The sequence below is a fragment of the Alphaproteobacteria bacterium genome (genome assembly GCA_041396705.1).
Lineage (GTDB): Bacteria > Pseudomonadota > Alphaproteobacteria > CALKHQ01 > CALKHQ01 > CALKHQ01.
The window spans coordinates 132,139-147,673 of the sequence record JAWKYB010000011.1 but is presented as its reverse complement, the minus strand read 5'-3'; the positions used below and the strand labels follow the sequence as shown (position 1 = coordinate 147,673).

The following is a 15,535-nucleotide window of genomic DNA, read 5'->3' as shown; positions in this document are numbered from 1 at the left end:
TACTCTACGAGCAGCCGTGCGTCGCCGGCCGGCGGCCGTCTGAAAGAGAAGGGACCGACCAGATGCAACGCGAGACATTTCTCGCCGGTGCCACCGGCGCCGCCGCCGGCATCGCCGCCGCCTCGCACTTGCCGAAGCCGGCGATCGCGCAGGAACGGATCGAGTGGACCATGGTGACGCCATGGCCGAAGGGCGCGCCCGGCGTCGGCGTCAACGCGCAGCGCGCTGCCGACATGATCACCAGCCTGTCCGGCGGCCGGCTGACCGTGAACCTGTTCGCCGCCGGCGAGCTGGTGCCGCCGTTCGAGGCGTTCGACGCGGTCTCCGCCGGCAACGCCGACTGCCTGCACGGCACCCCCTACTACTGGGTCGGCAAGAGCCAGGCCTTCACCTGGTTCACCGGCGTACCGTTCGGGCTGACCGCCAACGAGTTCATGGGCTGGATCTATTTCGGCGACGGCCAGGCGTTGTGGGAGGAGGCCTATGCCCCGTTCGGGGTCAAGCCGTTCTACGCCGGCTCCAGCGGCGTGCAGGCCGGCGGCTGGTTCCGCAAGGAAATCAACACGCTCGACGGTGCCACCAGGGCCTGAAGTTCCGCATCGCCGGCCTGGGCGGCGAGGTGATGAACCGGCTCGGCGCCCAGGTGGTGCTGATGCCGCCCGGCGAGATCTTCACTGCGCTCGACACCGGCGTGATCGACGCGGCGGAGTGGGTCGGGCCCTGGAACGACCTCGCCTTCGGCCTGCAGCGCATCGCCAAGTACTACTACCAGCCCTCGTTCCACGAGGCCGGGCCGTCGCTGGAATTCTCGGCCAACCAGGCGTCCTATGACGCGCTGCCCGACGACCTGAAGGACCTGGTCGCCGCGGTCGCCCGCGCCAGCACCGCCACCGCCATCGCCGACTTCCAGTTCAACAACATCGTCTCGCTGAAGCCGCTGGTGGAGGAGAACCAGGTCGAGCTCAGGATGTGGCCGGAAGTCGTGATCGACGCCATGCGCACGACCTCGGAAGCGGTGATCGCCGACGTCGCCGCCACCGACGCCATGTCGACCAAGGTCAACGACGCCTACCAGGCCTATCGCGCCCAGGCGATCGAGTGGAGCCGCTGGTCCGACCAGGCGATGCTGCAGATCCGCAACGTCTGAGCCCGGCCCGTCCGGGGCCGGAAAGCCCGGGTGGAGCGGGACGCCCGCGTCGCGCGGCCGCCATGGCCGATGCCGACGCCCCACAGCCCGCCCCACCCGGGATCCCCGCTGCCGTTCCGCCCCCCTCAGAACGGCGAGAACCAGGCGGTCAGCGAATAGCTCTTCTGGTCCCCGGTCAGGCCGCCGACGCCGGCATTGAACCCAACCGTCGCGCCGCTGTCGAAGGTCGCATCCAGGCCGGCATTGGCGCCGAGACCGAACCGATCGCTTTCGTTGACCGTGCCGGCCGCGCCGGTCAGCGCCATCGAGCGGCCGACATTGGCGAAGCCCGACAGGCCGAAATGCAGGGCGTAGACCGCGCTGCCGTCGGCGCCGAAGTCACCACTGAAGCTGGTGCCGACGTTCAAGGCCGCATTCAGCGACAGCTGGGTCGAACGCGCGCCGCCGATGCGGGTGCCGTCGGATGCGGTGAAGGCATCGCGGTCGACGTCGACGATGCCGGCACCGATGCTGGGCGATATCTGCCAGTCCGCCAGCGGCATCACGCCGGACCTTGAGCTGCGCGCGCGCCGAGCGAGCGGGCCTCGGTCGAGCCGGTCGCACCGGCCCCGTTCTGGTCGAAGCGGGCGTCGATCGCCAGCAGCGAGTAGGACACCATCGCGTCGAGAAAGACCTGCTCGTCGAGCCGGGTCTGGGCAAAGGCGCCGAGCGACCAGGTGTCGACCGCGGTGGTGCCGGTGGCGCCGGAGCGGTCGGTACGCCCGAAACGCGGGGGCACCGCCCAGGTTGACGGCCGGATCGATCAGGTAGCTCGCGCCGCCGGCCACGGTCACGGTTTCGCCGTCCTGGCCAGGCCCTCGCGGTTGTCCCGGTGCAGGGTGATACCGCCGCTGACCCAGGCGTTGAACTTCTGGTCGCCGAGCAAGCCAGGCAAGGTGTCACCCGCGGCTTGAGCCTGCTGTCGCATGGCGAGCAGGTTGAAGCTGCCGGCAATGCGGCCGCCGGCCGACGAGTCGTCCAAGGTGACGCGCAGCAACCCGATGTCGGTTGCCGTCCCGTCGGCGGCCGCGATCTGGATGCTGCCGTCATGATCGCCGGCAAAGGCATCTTCAACGCCCGGACGGGCGAAGGCTGCTTCCAGCTGGGCGTCCAACTGGTCAATCTGGGCTTGGATCTGCTCCGCTGCGGTTTCGTACGCTCCAGCCGGGTCTGCGCGTCCGCCAAGTCCGCGCTGGCGCGCCTGGGCGGCATCGGCGTCCACTGCCGCCTGCCGCACCTGCGCCTCCGGCGGCAGAGCGTCTCGGGCCGTAATGATCGCGGCATCTTGATCGCTTTGATCGTCGAATGCGGACCTTATCGGCGTTTCAGTTAACAGGCTAGACGCCGCTGACCGAGCCTCGGCTTCGGCTGCAACCTTGGCATCGATTGCCCGGAGCAACGCATCTTCGGCGTTGCTGACGCGATCAATGGCAGTCTCCCGCGCTGCTTGCGCGGCCCGAATGGCCTGTTCAAGGCGGCGTATCTCTTCGATGCACGGGTCGCCGCGGAAGCTTGGGGCGTGGATGCCGATACGGTTCAGCGGGCTTTCGAACGGGATGGCGAAGTCGGCGATCAGGTCGCCGCCGTTGGCACCGCCCGGCACGATGCTCTGGATCACGTTCTGGATCTGGTCGGCCGCCTGCTGTGCGTTGTCCAGGCCGCCGGCGCCGCAGTTGAAGGTGATGGTGATGGTCTGCCCGCCCACCGCTGCGTTGCCGGATACCGTGATCGCGCCGACGACGGCGCCGCCGGAATCGCCGACCGCGATGGACTGCTGGAAGTCTACCGCCGCGCCGCCGCCGGAGTTGTCGTAGTTCACCGATCCGGCCGGCGTCGTGATCGTGACATTGGTGCCGGCGGGCACGTTGGCGCGGATGGTCAGCACCTCGCCCGGCTCCAGCGTGAACAGCGCGCCGCCGTCGATCTGCACGGTGAACGCGCCCGCACCGGCGTGACCGTGTCGACCTTGCCCTACAAGGTGGTGCAGCCGCTCGACAGCGCCTTCGCCTCGCCCGACACGGCGAGGCCGCCCGCCAGAATGGCCGCGGCCAGGGCCAGCCGCCGGCATGCCGTCGCGCTCCGTCCCGTTTCCATGCAGTCCCCCACCTGTCCGCCGGCCGACAATGGCGAGCAGACTGGATATGCAGTGGCGAGTGTCACCTACCCGTCCGGGTAGGGTCGCGGCGCGGCACTGGCTGCTAGGCTGTGCTCCGTGTCGGGGGTGCCGCGGTCTGCCGGGTCAGCCTCGGCGAAGACCGAACAGGCTCACCGCCTGCGCGCGCGAGGTGGCGCCCAGCTTGCCGAAGATGTTCTTGAAGTGATAGCGCACGGTGTTCTCGGAGATCGCCAGGATGATGGCGATCTCGGCGTTGGTCTTGCCCTCGCCCGCCCAGCGCAGGCATTCCGCCTCGCGCGCGCTCAGCGGCCCGGCCTGCAACGCCGCGCCGGTCGCCTCGTCGGGAACCGTCGGCGCGGTCGCCTCAGCTCGGCGAAGAAGTGGATCGCCCGCAGGTGCACCTGGTCGCGGGTGGCGTGGAACCGGTCCTCGGCGGCCTTGCCGCGCCCGGCCATGTAGACGGTGACGCCCTTCAGGTAGCCGACCGAGCTCATCGGCACGATCCAGGCGTGGCGCACGCCGAACAGCCACAACAGGCGCTTCTGCCAGCGGGCCGAGGCGTTGCGCATGTGCCTCCAGCAGCGCCACATAGTCATAGGGCCTGAGGCTGCGCCCGGCCTCGACCAGCGCCGGGCACAGCGCGGCCATGCCGGACGCGACATAGTCGCGGATCAGCCCGAAATCGTAGCTGGCGATCGCCCAGTTGCCGTCGCGCACCGGGTCGTCCAGCGTCTGCGGGTCGACGCAGAACGCGCATCGAGAGCGGCATAGCCCAGCTCCCGGATGTCCTCCAGGAACGCCCGCACGAGCGAGGCCTGCTGGTCGACGCCGGGCGCACGCCCCAGCGGCAGGTTCATCGGTCGATCCGCCATCGGCGCTCACCGGGCTGGAGCCGCCCCGGGGGCCGGCCCGGCGCGGACAGACGGCCATTGCGGCCGCGGGTGAAAGGACTCCGCCGCCAGAACCGGCGACGGCAACGCCCGCATCTTGCCTGCAAAACCTTTGCCGGACAATGACGAAACGCACAGGCGGCCCGGCCAACCGCACCGCGGTGCCGCCGCCATCCGCGCACATCTCGCCGATCCGGCGTGCGTCCTTCGAGACGCCACCCTGACGGGCGGCTCCTCAGGATGAGGAGCGGCAGTGGGTGGCAGAAGCGCCGGCGGGCCAGGTTCGAGGGTATGGCACGTCGTGGCCGCACCGCGGTGCCGCCGCTATCCGCGCACATCTCGCCGATCCGGCGTGCGTCCTTCGAGACGCCACCCTGACGGGCGGCTCCTCAGGATGAGGAGCGGCAGTGGGTGGCAGAAGCGCCGGCGGACCAGGTTCGAGGGTATGATGCGCCTTGTGCGACCACGGCGGCCCGTTTGAGCGCCAGCGGCTGCTTGCGGCACGCTGCAGGTGAACAAGCTCCGGGTGGCAGACCGAACCGTTCCTCATCCTGAGGAGGCGTCCGCAGGACGCCGTCTCGAAGGACGCAACGAGCCCGGACCGAGGCGCCTTGCGCTTGGCGCCCGCCCGGCGGTCCGGCCTAGCGCAGCCGCACCGCGGTGCCGCTGGCGGCGACCATCAGCATGCCGCCGCCGCTGCCGACGGTCTCGAAGTCCAGGTCGACGCCGATCACCGCGTTGGCGCCCATGCGTTCGGCGTCCTCGCACATCTCGCGGATCGCGGTGTCCTTGGCCTTGCGCAGTTCCTGCTCATAGGCGGCGGAGCGCCCGCCGACGATGTCGCGGATGCCGGCGAACAGGTCCTTGAAGATGTTGGCGCCGAGAATCGCCTCGCCGCTGACCAGGCCGAGATAGTCGATGTCCTTGCCCTGAATGGAGTGCGTGGTGGTGACGAGCATGATATGCCTCCCGTGCCGGATTCGGTGTGCGCCGCTGCGCAACACGCCACGGATGGCCGGCTTCGCGCAAGCGGCGGATGGACGATGGCGACAGTTTCCGACCAGGCGGCAAGCGTCAACGACGGTCCGGCGACGCCGACGGACCGCCGCGGCCTGATTGCCTGGTGCGTGTTCGACTGGGCCAACTCGCCCTATCCGACCGTGATCGTCACCTTCGTCTTCGCCGCCTATTTCGCCAAGGGCATCGCACCGGACGAGACCACCGGCCAGGAGCTGTGGGGCATGGCGATGAGCGCGTCGGGCCTGGCGCTGGCGCTGCTGGCGCCGCTGGTCGGCGCCATCGCCGACCGCGGCGGCCGCCGCAAGCCCTGGCTGGCCGCGCTCAGCGTGCTGGCGGTGCTGGCCGGCGCGGCGCTGTGGTTCCTGGTGCCGGATGCCGGCATGCTGGTACCGGCGCTGATCCTGGCCGGGCTCGGCAACCTGGCGTTCGAGTTCGTCTCGGTGTTCTACAACGCCATGCTGCCGGACCTGGTACCGAAGGAGCGGCTGGGCCGCGTCTCCGGCTGGGGCTGGGGGCTGGGCTATGCCGGCGGGCTGGCCTGCCTCGCGGTCGCGCTGGTGGTGTTCGTGCAGCCGGAAACGCCGCCGTTCGGGCTGGACAAGACCCAGGCCGAGGACGTGCGCATCCTGGGGCCGCTGGTGGCGGTGTGGTTCGCGCTGTTCGCGATCCCGCTGTTCCTGTTCACGCCCGACCGCAACGGCACCGGGGTGCCGCTGGGCCGGGCCGCGCGCGAGGGTTTTGCCGCCCTGGTCGGCACCTTTCGCCAGGTCCGCCGCTATCGCAACATCCTGCATTTCCTGGTCGCCCGCATGATCTACATCGACGGGCTCAACACGCTGTTCGCGCTGGGCGGCATCTATGCCGCCGGCGCGTTCGACATGTCGCTGGAAGAGGTGCTGCTGTTCGGCGTGCTGATCAACGTCACCGCCGGCATCGGCGCTTTCGGCTTCGCCTGGATCGACGACTGGATCGGCCCGAAGCGCACGGTGCTGATCTGCATCGTCGCGCTGGCGGCGCTGTGCGTCGCGATCCTGGTGATCGAATCCAAGGACATGTTCTATGTCCTGGCCATGCTGATCGGGGTGTTCATGGGGCCGATCCAGTCGGCCAGTCGCTCGCTGATGGCGCACATGGCGCCGGCCGCGATGCGGACCGAGATGTTCGGCCTGTTCGCGCTGTCGGGCAAGGTCACCTCCTTCGTCGGACCGGCGCTGGTGGCCGTGGTCACTGCCGCGACCGACAGCCAGCGCCTGGGCATGGCGGTGATCGTGGTGCTGTTCGCGGTCGGCGGGCTGCTGATGCTGGGCGTGCGCGAGCCGGAGCGCACCGCGCCGGCCGTGGCCATACCGTGAGCGGCGCGCGGCCCTCGGTGTTCGACCACGGCGGCCTGCCGGACTTCGCCGGCCGGCGCGTGCTGGTGGTCGGCGACGTCATGCTCGACCGCTTCGTCTACGGCGAGGTCGCGAGAGTGTCGCCGGAGGCGCCGATCCCGGTGTTCCGCGAGGGCGGCACGGCCAGCGAGATGCTGGGCGGCGCCGGCAACCTGGCCCGCAACGTGGCGGCGCTGGGCGGCAACGCGGTGCTGGTCGGGCTGGTCGGCGACGACGCCGAGGCGGCGACCGTGCGCCGGCTGGCCGCCGAGACACCCGGCTTCGACGCCCGCCTGGTGGTCGACCCGGCGCGACCGACCACGGTGAAGACCCGCTTCGTCAGCCGCGGCCAGCAGATGCTGCGGGTCGACCGCGAGCGTGCCGCCGCGGCGTCCGACACCGTTGCCGGCGCCCTGTCGCGCGAAATGGCCGCGGCCGTCGCGACCGCCGATGCGCTGGTGCTGTCCGACTATGCCAAAGGCGTGCTGGCCGCCGCGGTGATCGCCGATGCGGTCGCGGCGGCGGGGGCGCGCGGGCTGCCGGTGCTGGCCGACCCGAAGACCGCCGACCTGCGCGGCTATGGCGCGGTGACGGTGCTGACACCCAATGCCGGCGAGCTGGCCGCGGCCACCGGCATGGCGGTCGGCAGCGACGCCGAGGCCGAGGCCGCCGCGCGTGCGGCGCTGGCGCGCTGCGGCGCCGCCACGCTGGTCGTGACCCGCGCCGAACGCGGCATGAGCGTGGTGCCGCGCGACGGCGCGGCGATCCACTGGCCGGCGCGGGCGCGCCAGGTGTTCGACGTGTCCGGCGCCGGCGACACTGTGATGGCGGTCTTGGCCCTCGGCCTCGCCGCCGGTCTGGGCGTGGCCGAGGCGGCGGAGCTCGCCAACCTCGCCGGCGGCCTGGTCGTGCAGAAGGCCGGCACCGCCACGGTCAGCCGGGCGGAGCTGGCCGACGCCCTCGCCGACGCCCACAGCGCCGATGCCGCCCGCAAGGTGGTCGACCGCGACACGCTGGCCGGCCGGGTCGCGCAGTGGCGCGACCGCGGGCTGCGCATCGGTTTCACCAACGGCTGCTTCGACCTGATCCATCCCGGCCACGCCAGCCTGCTGCAGCAGGCGCGGGCGGCCTGCGACCGGCTGGTTGTCGGGCTGAACAGCGACGCCTCGGTGCGCCGGCTGAAGGGGCCGGACCGGCCGGTGCAGGCCGAGCAGGCGCGCGCGGCGGTGCTGGCCGCGCTGGCCGCGGTCGACGCCGTCGTCCTGTTCGACGAGGACACGCCGCTGAACCTGATCGCCGCGATCCGCCCCGACGTGCTGGTCAAGGGCGCCGACTACACCATCGAGACGGTGGTCGGCGCCGACGTCGTGCAGGGCTATGGCGGCCAGGTCCTGTTGGCCGACATCCGCCCCGGCCATTCGACCACCGCCATCATCGCCCGCTCCGGCCGCAAGGCCGGCTGACCGGCATTCACCCGCCCTGGCGGTTGCGTTTCTCGCGCATGGCGTTGCGCGCCCGGCGGCCGAAACCGCGCTCCAGTGCATGGCGTTCGGCGAGGCTGCGGCGGTTGTGGGCTTCCTCGGCGGCCAGCTTGGCGTGTCGGCGCAGCCGTTCGGCGTCGAGCCGGCCGTCGGCGATCGCGGCGCGCACCGCACAGCCCGGTTCCGACTGGTGCCGGCAGTCGGCGAAGCGGCAGGTCGCGGCGAGCTCGGCGACGTCGGCGAACACCGCGTCTAGCCCGGTCTCGACATCGGCGAGCTGCAGCTCGCGCATGCCCGGCGTGTCGACCAGCCAGCCGCCGGACGGCAGCCGGTGCAGCGAACGCGACCGCGTGGTGTGCCGGCCCTTGTCGTCGTCGGCACGGATGCCGGCGGTCGCCTGCCCGGCCCGGCCGCTCAGGCTGTTGACCAGGGTCGACTTGCCGACGCCGGACGACCCCAGCAGGGCGACGGTCTGGCCGTCGCCGCACCAGGGCGCGAGGCAGGCCGTCGCTTCCGGCGCACGCGCATCGACCGCCTCGACCACCAGCCCTGGCAGCAGAGCGGTCGCGCGGCTGCGATAGCCGTCGACGTCGTCGGCCGTGTCGGCCTTGGTCAGGACGACCACCGGCGTCACCTCCGCCTGGCGCGCCAGCGCCAGATAGCGCTCCAGCCGGGCCACGTTGAAGTCGCGGTTGCAGGAGCTGACGACGAACAGCGTGTCGACATTGGCCGCGATCAGCTGGAACGCGCGGCCGGTGCCGGCCGCCCTGCGCCTGAACAGGCTGCGGCGGCCCAACAGCCGCAACGGACGACCGCTCGCGCGGTCGAGCAGCAGCCAGTCGCCGACCGTCGGGCGGTCGTCCTCGCGGTCGGCGCGCGGCGCGGCGACCCGGGCGGCAAGGCCCGGCGCCTCGACATCCAGCGCGCCGCGATGCACGGCCATGACGCGCACGGCCAGAGTGCGGTCCAGCTCCGCGACGCCGAGCTGGGCCTGGAAGAACGGACCCCAGCCGAAGCCGGCCAGGGCCTGGGAATCCTGTTGCATGATCTCGATCGGACTTGGCGCGGCCGGCACGCATGCGCGGTCCGCGCTGGGTTCTGGGCAGACAGCTGCCTGCCGATCGGCAAGCCGACGGGCGCAACAAGGCCGGGTCTGATCGAGAGAGAAAGAAAGGCGGCGCGGACGCGTCAGCGTCCGGCGGCAGCGCTCCCGCAGCCGGCCGGGCAGGCGACAATGGCACTCATCCGATGCTCCTCCGGCTGGTGAACGACGGGACGGCCAGCATATGGGCACCGGCGCCGGCGAATCAACCCCGGGCCGTCACATCTCCGCGGCCGAGCGCCAGGCGTCGAGGCCGCGCGCCGGCTCGGCGGACGGGCGTTCGGCCTCGCCCTGGCTGGAGCGCGCCTGGGCGTAGCCGAGGCCGAGGATGGCGGCGAAATACACCGTCACCGCCGGGATCTGCAGGCTGAAGTCGACCAGCGCGTGGATGCCGACCAGCGTCGTCGCCGCAGCCGCCATCGCCGGATAGGCCGAATTGCGGCGGCGGATCAGCGCGCCGCGCGTGCAGGCCAGCGCCAGCGCGCCGACCATCGCCACCATCAGGATCGCGGCCGGCAGCCCCGCCTCCAGCGCCAGCTCAAGATAGGTGTTGTGCGCCTTGTCGAAGGCCGGAATCGCCGGGTCGAGCGAGCCGTCGCGGAACAGGTGGAACGCGCCCTCGAAGCTGCCGAGCCCGTAACCGACCAGCGGCCGGTCGCCGATGGCGCGCAGGGTGATCTCCGCCACCTCGCGGCGGCCGATCAGGTCCTGCTCGAAATCGAGCAGGCGGGTGACCAGCCCGGCGCTGGATACGCTGAACACCATCCAGCCGCCGACCACGATGATCGCCGCCGCGACGATGGTGCCGACCCGCCATGAGCGCTGGTTCGAGGCCGTCAGCACGATGAACAGGATCAGCGCGACCAGCGTGCTGAGGGTGGCGCCGCGCGAGTTGGTCAGGATCAGCGCCGCGGCGACCACGACGAAGCCGCCGATCAGGAAGAACTCGCGGAACTTCATGTTGTCGAGCATCTGCGACAGGCCGCCGCCGGCGATGCCCTCGGCCGCCGAGCGCCGCATGGCGCGGACCAGCAGGCCGCACAGCACCAGCAGGCCGAGGCCGGCGAAGGTGCCGTAGCTGTTGCGGTTGACGAAGGTGCTGGTCAGGCTGTCCTGGTAATAGCGCTTCGGCTCCCACGCCACCATCTGCAGGTCGCCGAGCTGCACCACCAGCCCGTACAGCGCGTAGGCGACCGCGATCGCAGCCAGCACATAGGCCAGCCGCACCGCCGTCTCGGTCCGCCGGCCCATCTGGGCGGCGAGCAGGAAGGCCAGCGCATAGGCGCCGAGCCGGCCCAGCGTCTCGGTCGCCGCGGCGGGATCGAGCCCGATCGCGCCGGCGATCGGCGTGGCCAGCGTCGAAGCGGCGGAGGCCCACATCGGGTGGTGCCAGCTTGCCGGCGTCCAGCTGGCGTTCTGCACCACGAACCAGACCAGCAGCGCCGCGGCGGCGAGCGCGTAGGGCGCGAAGCGGCGCAGCGGGATACGGATCACGGTCGGCCGCACGATGGCGAACACCGCCCACAGCGCACCGGCCAGCGCGACCAGCGCGACCAGCAGGTTGCTCGACCATGCGGTGTTGCTGCCGAACGGCAGCGGCGCCCAGGCCAGCACCGCGGCATAGAACCAGAACGGCACGCCGGCGGAATCGCCGGTCTCGATCTTGGCCTTCTTCGGCATGGTCGGACCCCTGGGGGCGGCAAGGAGGGTTCAGTAGGCGTTGCGACTCGTGAAGCCGACGAACGCCGTCATGAACAGGATGCGCAGGTCGAACAGCAATGACCAGTTCTCGATGTAGTACAGGTCGTACTGGACACGCATGCTCATCTTTTCCGGCGTCTCGGTCTCGCCGCGCCAGCCGTTGATCTGCGCCCAGCCGGTGATGCCCGGCTTCACCCGGTGCCGGCACATATACTCGTCGATCATCTGGGCGTATTTCTCGTTGTGCGCCACCGCGTGCGGCCGCGGGCCCACGATCGACATGTCGCCCTTCAGCACGTTCAGGAGCTGCGGCAGCTCGTCCAGGCTGGTCTTGCGCAGGAACGCGCCGATCCGGGTGATGCGCGGGTCGTCGCGGGTCGCCTGCGGCACGTTCGGATCGTTGCCGGCGTCCTGGCGCATCGAGCGGAACTTGTAGACGCTGAACGGATTGTTGTTGAAGCCGTAGCGGCGCTGGCGGAACAGCACCGGGCCCGGGCTGTCGAGCTTGATCGCCAGCGCGATCAGCAGCATCAGCGGCGCGAACAGCGCCAGCATGATCGCCGCCAGCGCCCGGTCCTCCAGCGCCTTGGTCACCAGTGCCCAGCCGCTCAACGGCCGCTCGTAGATGTTCAGCAGCGGCACCCCTTCCATCGACGAGAAGCCGCGCAGCGGGATGCCGAAGCCAACCAGGTCGGGGCAGATCCGCACGTTGGCCGGCACCACGTAGAGCTGGCGCGCAACCTGGCGGATGCGGGCGCTGGCCTGCCACGGCAGCGCAATGATGATGTCGTCGATCTCATGGTCGCGGGCATAGCCGATCAGGTCGTCGACCGTGCCGCGCACCCGGAAGCCGGAGATCGCCGTCGGCACCCGGCTGGCGCGGTCGTCCCACACGCCGACAACGGTTGAGCCGCGCGCGCCCTGCCCGCTCAGATGCTCGGCCAGCCGCTGGCCGATGCCGCCGGCGCCGACGATGGCGACGCGCGCGCGCAGCCGGCCCTTGCGGTTCAGCCGGGCGACGATCAACGCACCGACGAAGCGGTTGAGGAACAGGAAGGCCAGGCCCATCGCGCCCCACAGCAGGAACCAGATGCGCGAGAACTCGTGGCTGGTCTTGGTGAAGAAGCCGAACGCCAGCAGGGCGAGCATGACCACGCCCCAGGCCGCGAGGATGCGGCTGGCCTGGGCGGCCGGCGAGCGCAGCGTGCGCAGGCTGTAGAGGTCGGCCAGGCCCATCGCGTTGACCGTCAGCAGCATGCACAGGCCGAGCGCGACGAGATAGGTCTCGTCCAGCGCCACGTCGCCCGCCCGCAGCACATAGGCCAGCAGCCCGGCGACGACCACGCCGATCGCATCCGCCAACCGCAGCCCGCCCGAGACGTAGATCTGCGCGTTGCTGTTGAGTTGGCTGAACGAGGGCCCGCCCACGAAATTTCCTGCCGCCGGGGGTTAGCGAATGTTCATCCAGTATCAGACGAAATGTGTGAGCAAAAGTTAATAGTTCTTGCCGTCGCGGGCACCCGCGCGCCCGGCCGACAGGCGGTCCGGCGACGACGGTCGGAGCCTATCGCGCTCAGCGATGGCGCCACCAGTTACGTTCGTTCAACGAATATACGGGCTGGTAATGGTGAATCGAGGATTCCGACACGACCTGCGGGATCTGGTTGTCCAGCACGAGCACGTCGCTGTCGGTGTAGACCGCGAGGATCGCGTGGCCGATGCCCAGGTTGGTGTCCATCAGCACCACGATGCGCATCTGCTCGATCGGCACGCCGAGCGAGCGCAGCGTGAGGTACTTCGCAATGGCATAATCCTCGCAATCGCCGGCCCGCGTGAAGAACTGGGCCGGCGTCTCCCAATAGTCCTCCACCCCCCAGTTGGTGTGGTCCTCGACGTAGTCGATCTGGTTGATGTAGCGGTTGACCTGCTCGATCTGACTGCGCCGGTCGAGCCCCTGCACCGAGACGATGAACGCGGCCCAATCCTGCAACGCGCAGGAGGTCTGGCCGCTGTGGTCGCAGGGCGCGTTGACCTGGCTGAGGTCGGCGGAGTAGCGGCGCAGCATGTCGACGAACTGCGGGAAAAAGGCCAGGTTGTCGCCGCGCATCTCGCTGGAGCCAAACAGGTTCTGGCGTGCGGAGGCGTCCGCCGGAAGGCCGGCGGCCAGCGTCAAGACCAGGGATAGGGCGACTGATGCCAGTGCCCGCATGGCGCCTTCCTGTGCGTCGTGGTTGCCCTGCCTGGGCAACGGCCGAGAATAGGGGCACGAGGGTTAATGCCCTGTTGTCGGCGCCGGCCGGATCGCGATGATGTGACGGTGCGGCGCAGGCAGGCCGTAGCGGCCCGGCGTTGGCTTTTGCTTAACGCCTGGTTGCGTAAATGCTCGAAACGATCTTCTTCGAGGACCTGCAATGGCCCAGCCGCCGGAATCCGCACTGGACGTCGCGCCCGCCGCCGATGCGCGCGCCACCGCCGAGATGGCGGCCGAGGACGCCGCCGAATCCCGGCGCGCCCGCAACAAGATCGGCCTGATCTCCATCCTGCTGGTGGTAGCCGGGGTGGCCAGCATGGTCGCGGCCATCCGGCTGGTGCAGGACGCCGCCGACCGCGAGGCGCGGGCCTGGCAGGTGCGTCTCGGCATCGTCGCCGACAGCCGCGCATCCGCGCTGGCCGAATGGATCGATTCGCAGAGCCACGAGGTCGCCGCGATCGCCGCCAACCCGTCGGTGTCGCTGACCCTGACCGAGCTGGCGATGGCCGACGGCAATCGCGGGCAGGTGGTCGATTTCGACGGCCAGGCCGCCTATCTGCGCAACTACCTGACCACGGTGGCCGAGCAGGCCGGATTCTCGCTGCCCGTCGCAGCCTCGGTCGGCGCCGACGTGGCGCACCCGCGCACCTCCGGCATGGCCATCGTCGATCCGCGCGGCGAGGTGGTCGCCGCCACCCGCGACATGCCGCCGCTCGAGGGCGAGCTGGCCGAGGCGCTGCGGCTGGCCTCGCACGACGCGCCGGAGCTGATCGACGCCTATCTGTCCGACGGCGGCCCCCGTGTCGGCTTCATCGCGCCGATCTTCCGGCTGCAGACCGAGCCTGGCGCCGAGAATTTCGTCGGCCTGGTGGTCGGGCTGCGCCCGCTCGACGCGGACTTCCTGGCCCTGCTCGAGCAGCCGGGCACCACCGAGGAATCGGCAAAGACGCTGATCGCGCGCCGGGCCGGCGAACGGGTCGACGTGATCGCCAGCACCGACGCGGCGCTGGCACCGCTGGCCTATGGCGCCGAGGCGGCCGACCGGTCGCTGGTGCTGGCCCAGGTGTTCGACGACGCGGACGGCTTCGTCGAGGGTGCCGGCGAGACCGGCGCGGAGGTGATGGCCAGCGCCCGGGCGGTGCCGGGCACGCCGTGGGTCGTCGTCTACCAGCTGGACCGCGACGAGGCCCTGGCGGAGAGCGACTCGCGCCTGACCCGCCTGATGATCTTCCTGCTGCTGATCGTCGCCCTGGTGGTCGGCATCATGGCCGCGCTGTGGCGGCACGGCGCCTCGGTCCGGGCCGCCCGCGCCGCCGCCCGCTTCCGCGGAGCGGCCGACCGCATCGCCCGGCAGGAGCGCTTCCTCAGGCTGGTCACCGACGCCCAACCCTCCGCCATGTTCGTCACCGACGCCAACGGCATCTGCCGCTTCGCCAACGCCACCCTCGCCCACCGCCTCGGCGTCGGCCTGTCCGACGTGGTCGGCGCCTCGCTGAACGCCGCGTTCGGCCGCGACCGGGCGCGCGAATACGCCCGCGCCCACGACGACGCGCTGGCCCAGAACGCCACAGTGGCGCTGCGCTGCACTGTGGAGTCGGCCGACCGCGGCAAGCGGGTGGTCCAGGCGCTGCACGTGCCGATGTCCGACATCTCCCCCGAGCTCGACGGCGCCGTGCTGACCGTCGAGGAGGACATCACCGAACTGATGGCCGAGCGCGAGCGCAACTCGCAGAACCTGCACAAGCTGGTCGACACGCTGGTCACCATCATCGATGCCCGCGACCCCTATGCCGCGGAGCATTCGGTGCGGGTCGGCGAGATCGCCGAGCGGATCGCCCGCGAGATGGTGGTCGACCAGACGGTGATCACCACCACCCGCATCGCCGGCACGCTGCTCAACGTCGGCAAGATCCTGGTGCCGGCCGACGTGCTGACCTCGCACCGCAATCTGGGCGAGGCCGAGATGCGCAAGGTGCGCGAAAGCATCCTGCGCGGCGCCGACCTGCTGGAGGGCGTCGCCTTCGACGGCCCGGTCGCCGAGACCGTGCGCCAGGCGCAGGAGCATTTCGACGGCAGCGGCCTTCCGCGCGGGTTGGCCGGCGACGGCATCCTGCTCAGCGCCGGCATCGTCGCGGTCGCCAACGCCTTCGTCGCCCTGGTCAGCGCCCGCGCGCACCGGCCGGGGGTGGACATCGACCGGGCGCTCGCGCATATCCACCAGGATGTCGGCACCGTGTTCGACCGCGCCGTGGTCAGCGCGCTCGGCAATGTGCTCGACAACCGCGGCGGGCGCGAGCTGGTCGCCGGTTGGGAAGACAACAGCGAGCCCGAGGGCCGGCAGACCCTCGCCGTGGCCGGCTGAGCGCCGGGCCCATGGCCGGCGCCGGGCTTCGGCGCGGCAGGGTTTGGTGAGGCGGG

At 70.9% G+C, this 15,535-nt stretch carries 17 protein-coding genes; 5 read left to right on the top strand and 12 right to left on the bottom strand.

The features are described from left to right. Positions 1-62 precede the first annotated feature (62 nt). Both R3F55_16675 and R3F55_16670 read left to right on the top strand, forming a co-directional pair. Positions 63-590: a hypothetical protein gene (locus R3F55_16675; GenBank protein MEZ5669041.1), complete on the top strand. Its 528-nt coding sequence runs from the start codon at positions 63-65 to the stop codon at positions 588-590. Between the two features lie 32 nt (positions 591-622). Next, positions 623-1,147, top strand: a complete 525-nt coding sequence (locus R3F55_16670) for a hypothetical protein (GenBank protein MEZ5669040.1) — start codon at positions 623-625, stop codon at positions 1,145-1,147. 125 nt (positions 1,148-1,272) lie between these two features. On the opposite strand, the gene R3F55_16665 is transcribed toward R3F55_16670, so the two are convergent. The 8 genes from R3F55_16665 to R3F55_16630 form a co-directional block, all read right to left on the bottom strand. Then, positions 1,273-1,689 (bottom strand): hypothetical protein, encoded by a 417-nt coding sequence (locus tag R3F55_16665; GenBank protein MEZ5669039.1) that lies wholly within the window; start codon positions 1,687-1,689, stop codon positions 1,273-1,275. Then, on the bottom strand, positions 1,689-1,925 hold the full coding sequence (locus R3F55_16660; GenBank protein MEZ5669038.1) for an autotransporter domain-containing protein: 237 nt from the start codon (positions 1,923-1,925) through the stop codon (positions 1,689-1,691). Before R3F55_16660 ends, R3F55_16665 begins: the two co-directional genes overlap by 1 nt. 51 nt (positions 1,926-1,976) lie before the next feature. Then, positions 1,977-3,116, bottom strand: a complete 1,140-nt coding sequence (locus R3F55_16655) for a hypothetical protein (GenBank protein MEZ5669037.1) — start codon at positions 3,114-3,116, stop codon at positions 1,977-1,979. 41 nt (positions 3,117-3,157) lie between these two features. Then, positions 3,158-3,280: a hypothetical protein gene (locus tag R3F55_16650; protein ID MEZ5669036.1), complete on the bottom strand. Its 123-nt coding sequence runs from the start codon at positions 3,278-3,280 to the stop codon at positions 3,158-3,160. 145 nt (positions 3,281-3,425) lie between these two features. After that, positions 3,426-3,623: a helix-turn-helix transcriptional regulator gene (locus tag R3F55_16645; protein ID MEZ5669035.1), complete on the bottom strand. Its 198-nt coding sequence runs from the start codon at positions 3,621-3,623 to the stop codon at positions 3,426-3,428. Further along, a complete protein-coding gene (locus tag R3F55_16640) occupies positions 3,605-3,871 on the bottom strand; it encodes a hypothetical protein (GenBank protein ID MEZ5669034.1) in 267 nt (88 codons plus the stop codon). The genes R3F55_16645 and R3F55_16640 overlap by 19 nt, the downstream gene beginning before the upstream one ends. Positions 3,872-3,973: 102 nt before the next feature. Beyond that, positions 3,974-4,159 (bottom strand): hypothetical protein, encoded by a 186-nt coding sequence (locus R3F55_16635; protein ID MEZ5669033.1) that lies wholly within the window; start codon positions 4,157-4,159, stop codon positions 3,974-3,976. A 674-nt stretch (positions 4,160-4,833) separates the two neighbouring features. Then, positions 4,834-5,151: a heavy metal-binding domain-containing protein gene (locus tag R3F55_16630; protein MEZ5669032.1), complete on the bottom strand. Its 318-nt coding sequence runs from the start codon at positions 5,149-5,151 to the stop codon at positions 4,834-4,836. An 84-nt stretch (positions 5,152-5,235) separates the two neighbouring features. Here R3F55_16630 and R3F55_16625 point away from each other — a divergent pair, with 84 nt between their 5' ends. Further along, a complete protein-coding gene (locus R3F55_16625; GenBank protein ID MEZ5669031.1) occupies positions 5,236-6,564 on the top strand; it encodes an MFS transporter in 1,329 nt (442 codons plus the stop codon). A 17-nt stretch (positions 6,565-6,581) separates the two neighbouring features. Next, complete coding sequence (gene rfaE1, locus R3F55_16620) at positions 6,582-8,045, top strand: D-glycero-beta-D-manno-heptose-7-phosphate kinase (protein MEZ5669030.1); 1,464 nt, start codon at positions 6,582-6,584, stop codon at positions 8,043-8,045. A 7-nt stretch (positions 8,046-8,052) separates the two neighbouring features. Here the strand turns inward: rfaE1 and rsgA are convergent, their stop codons facing one another. From rsgA to R3F55_16600, 4 genes are all read right to left on the bottom strand, one after another. Further along, entirely contained in the window at positions 8,053-9,108 is a 1,056-nt protein-coding gene (gene rsgA, locus R3F55_16615) for a ribosome small subunit-dependent GTPase A (GenBank protein MEZ5669029.1), read from the bottom strand. A gap of 276 nt (positions 9,109-9,384) precedes the next feature. Further along, positions 9,385-10,845, bottom strand: a complete 1,461-nt coding sequence (locus R3F55_16610) for an O-antigen ligase family protein (GenBank protein MEZ5669028.1) — start codon at positions 10,843-10,845, stop codon at positions 9,385-9,387. Positions 10,846-10,875: 30 nt separating this feature from the next. Beyond that, positions 10,876-12,294 carry an undecaprenyl-phosphate glucose phosphotransferase gene (locus R3F55_16605; protein MEZ5669027.1) on the bottom strand — a complete coding sequence of 473 codons (1,419 nt, stop codon included), beginning with the start codon at positions 12,292-12,294 and terminating at the stop codon, positions 10,876-10,878. Positions 12,295-12,439: 145 nt separating this feature from the next. Beyond that, on the bottom strand, positions 12,440-12,973 hold the full coding sequence (locus tag R3F55_16600; GenBank protein MEZ5669026.1) for a transglutaminase-like cysteine peptidase: 534 nt from the start codon (positions 12,971-12,973) through the stop codon (positions 12,440-12,442). 304 nt (positions 12,974-13,277) lie between these two features. On the opposite strand from R3F55_16600, the gene R3F55_16595 reads away from it, so the two are divergent. Beyond that, positions 13,278-15,479 (top strand): HD domain-containing phosphohydrolase, encoded by a 2,202-nt coding sequence (locus tag R3F55_16595; GenBank protein ID MEZ5669025.1) that lies wholly within the window; start codon positions 13,278-13,280, stop codon positions 15,477-15,479. The last annotated feature ends 56 nt before the right edge of the window (positions 15,480-15,535 follow it).

Coding starts and splice junctions, on each gene's coding strand:
- R3F55_16600 (MEZ5669026.1), bottom strand. CDS start 12,973: ATGCGCGGCGACAACCTGGCCTTTTTCCCGCAGTTCGTCGACATGCTG.
- rsgA (MEZ5669029.1), bottom strand. CDS start 9,108: ATGCAACAGGATTCCCAGGCCCTGGCCGGCTTCGGCTGGGGTCCGTTC.
- R3F55_16640 (MEZ5669034.1), bottom strand. CDS start 3,871: ATGCGCAACGCCTCGGCCCGCTGGCAGAAGCGCCTGTTGTGGCTGTTC.
- R3F55_16665 (MEZ5669039.1), bottom strand. CDS start 1,689: ATGCCGCTGGCGGACTGGCAGATATCGCCCAGCATCGGTGCCGGCATC.
- R3F55_16650 (MEZ5669036.1), bottom strand. CDS start 3,280: ATGGAAACGGGACGGAGCGCGACGGCATGCCGGCGGCTGGCCCTGGCC.
- R3F55_16675 (MEZ5669041.1), top strand. CDS start 63: ATGCAACGCGAGACATTTCTCGCCGGTGCCACCGGCGCCGCCGCCGGC.
- R3F55_16635 (MEZ5669033.1), bottom strand. CDS start 4,159: ATGAACCTGCCGCTGGGGCGTGCGCCCGGCGTCGACCAGCAGGCCTCG.
- R3F55_16670 (MEZ5669040.1), top strand. CDS start 623: ATGAACCGGCTCGGCGCCCAGGTGGTGCTGATGCCGCCCGGCGAGATC.
- R3F55_16595 (MEZ5669025.1), top strand. CDS start 13,278: ATGGCCCAGCCGCCGGAATCCGCACTGGACGTCGCGCCCGCCGCCGAT.
- R3F55_16610 (MEZ5669028.1), bottom strand. CDS start 10,845: ATGCCGAAGAAGGCCAAGATCGAGACCGGCGATTCCGCCGGCGTGCCG.
- R3F55_16630 (MEZ5669032.1), bottom strand. CDS start 5,151: ATGCTCGTCACCACCACGCACTCCATTCAGGGCAAGGACATCGACTAT.
- R3F55_16625 (MEZ5669031.1), top strand. CDS start 5,236: ATGGCGACAGTTTCCGACCAGGCGGCAAGCGTCAACGACGGTCCGGCG.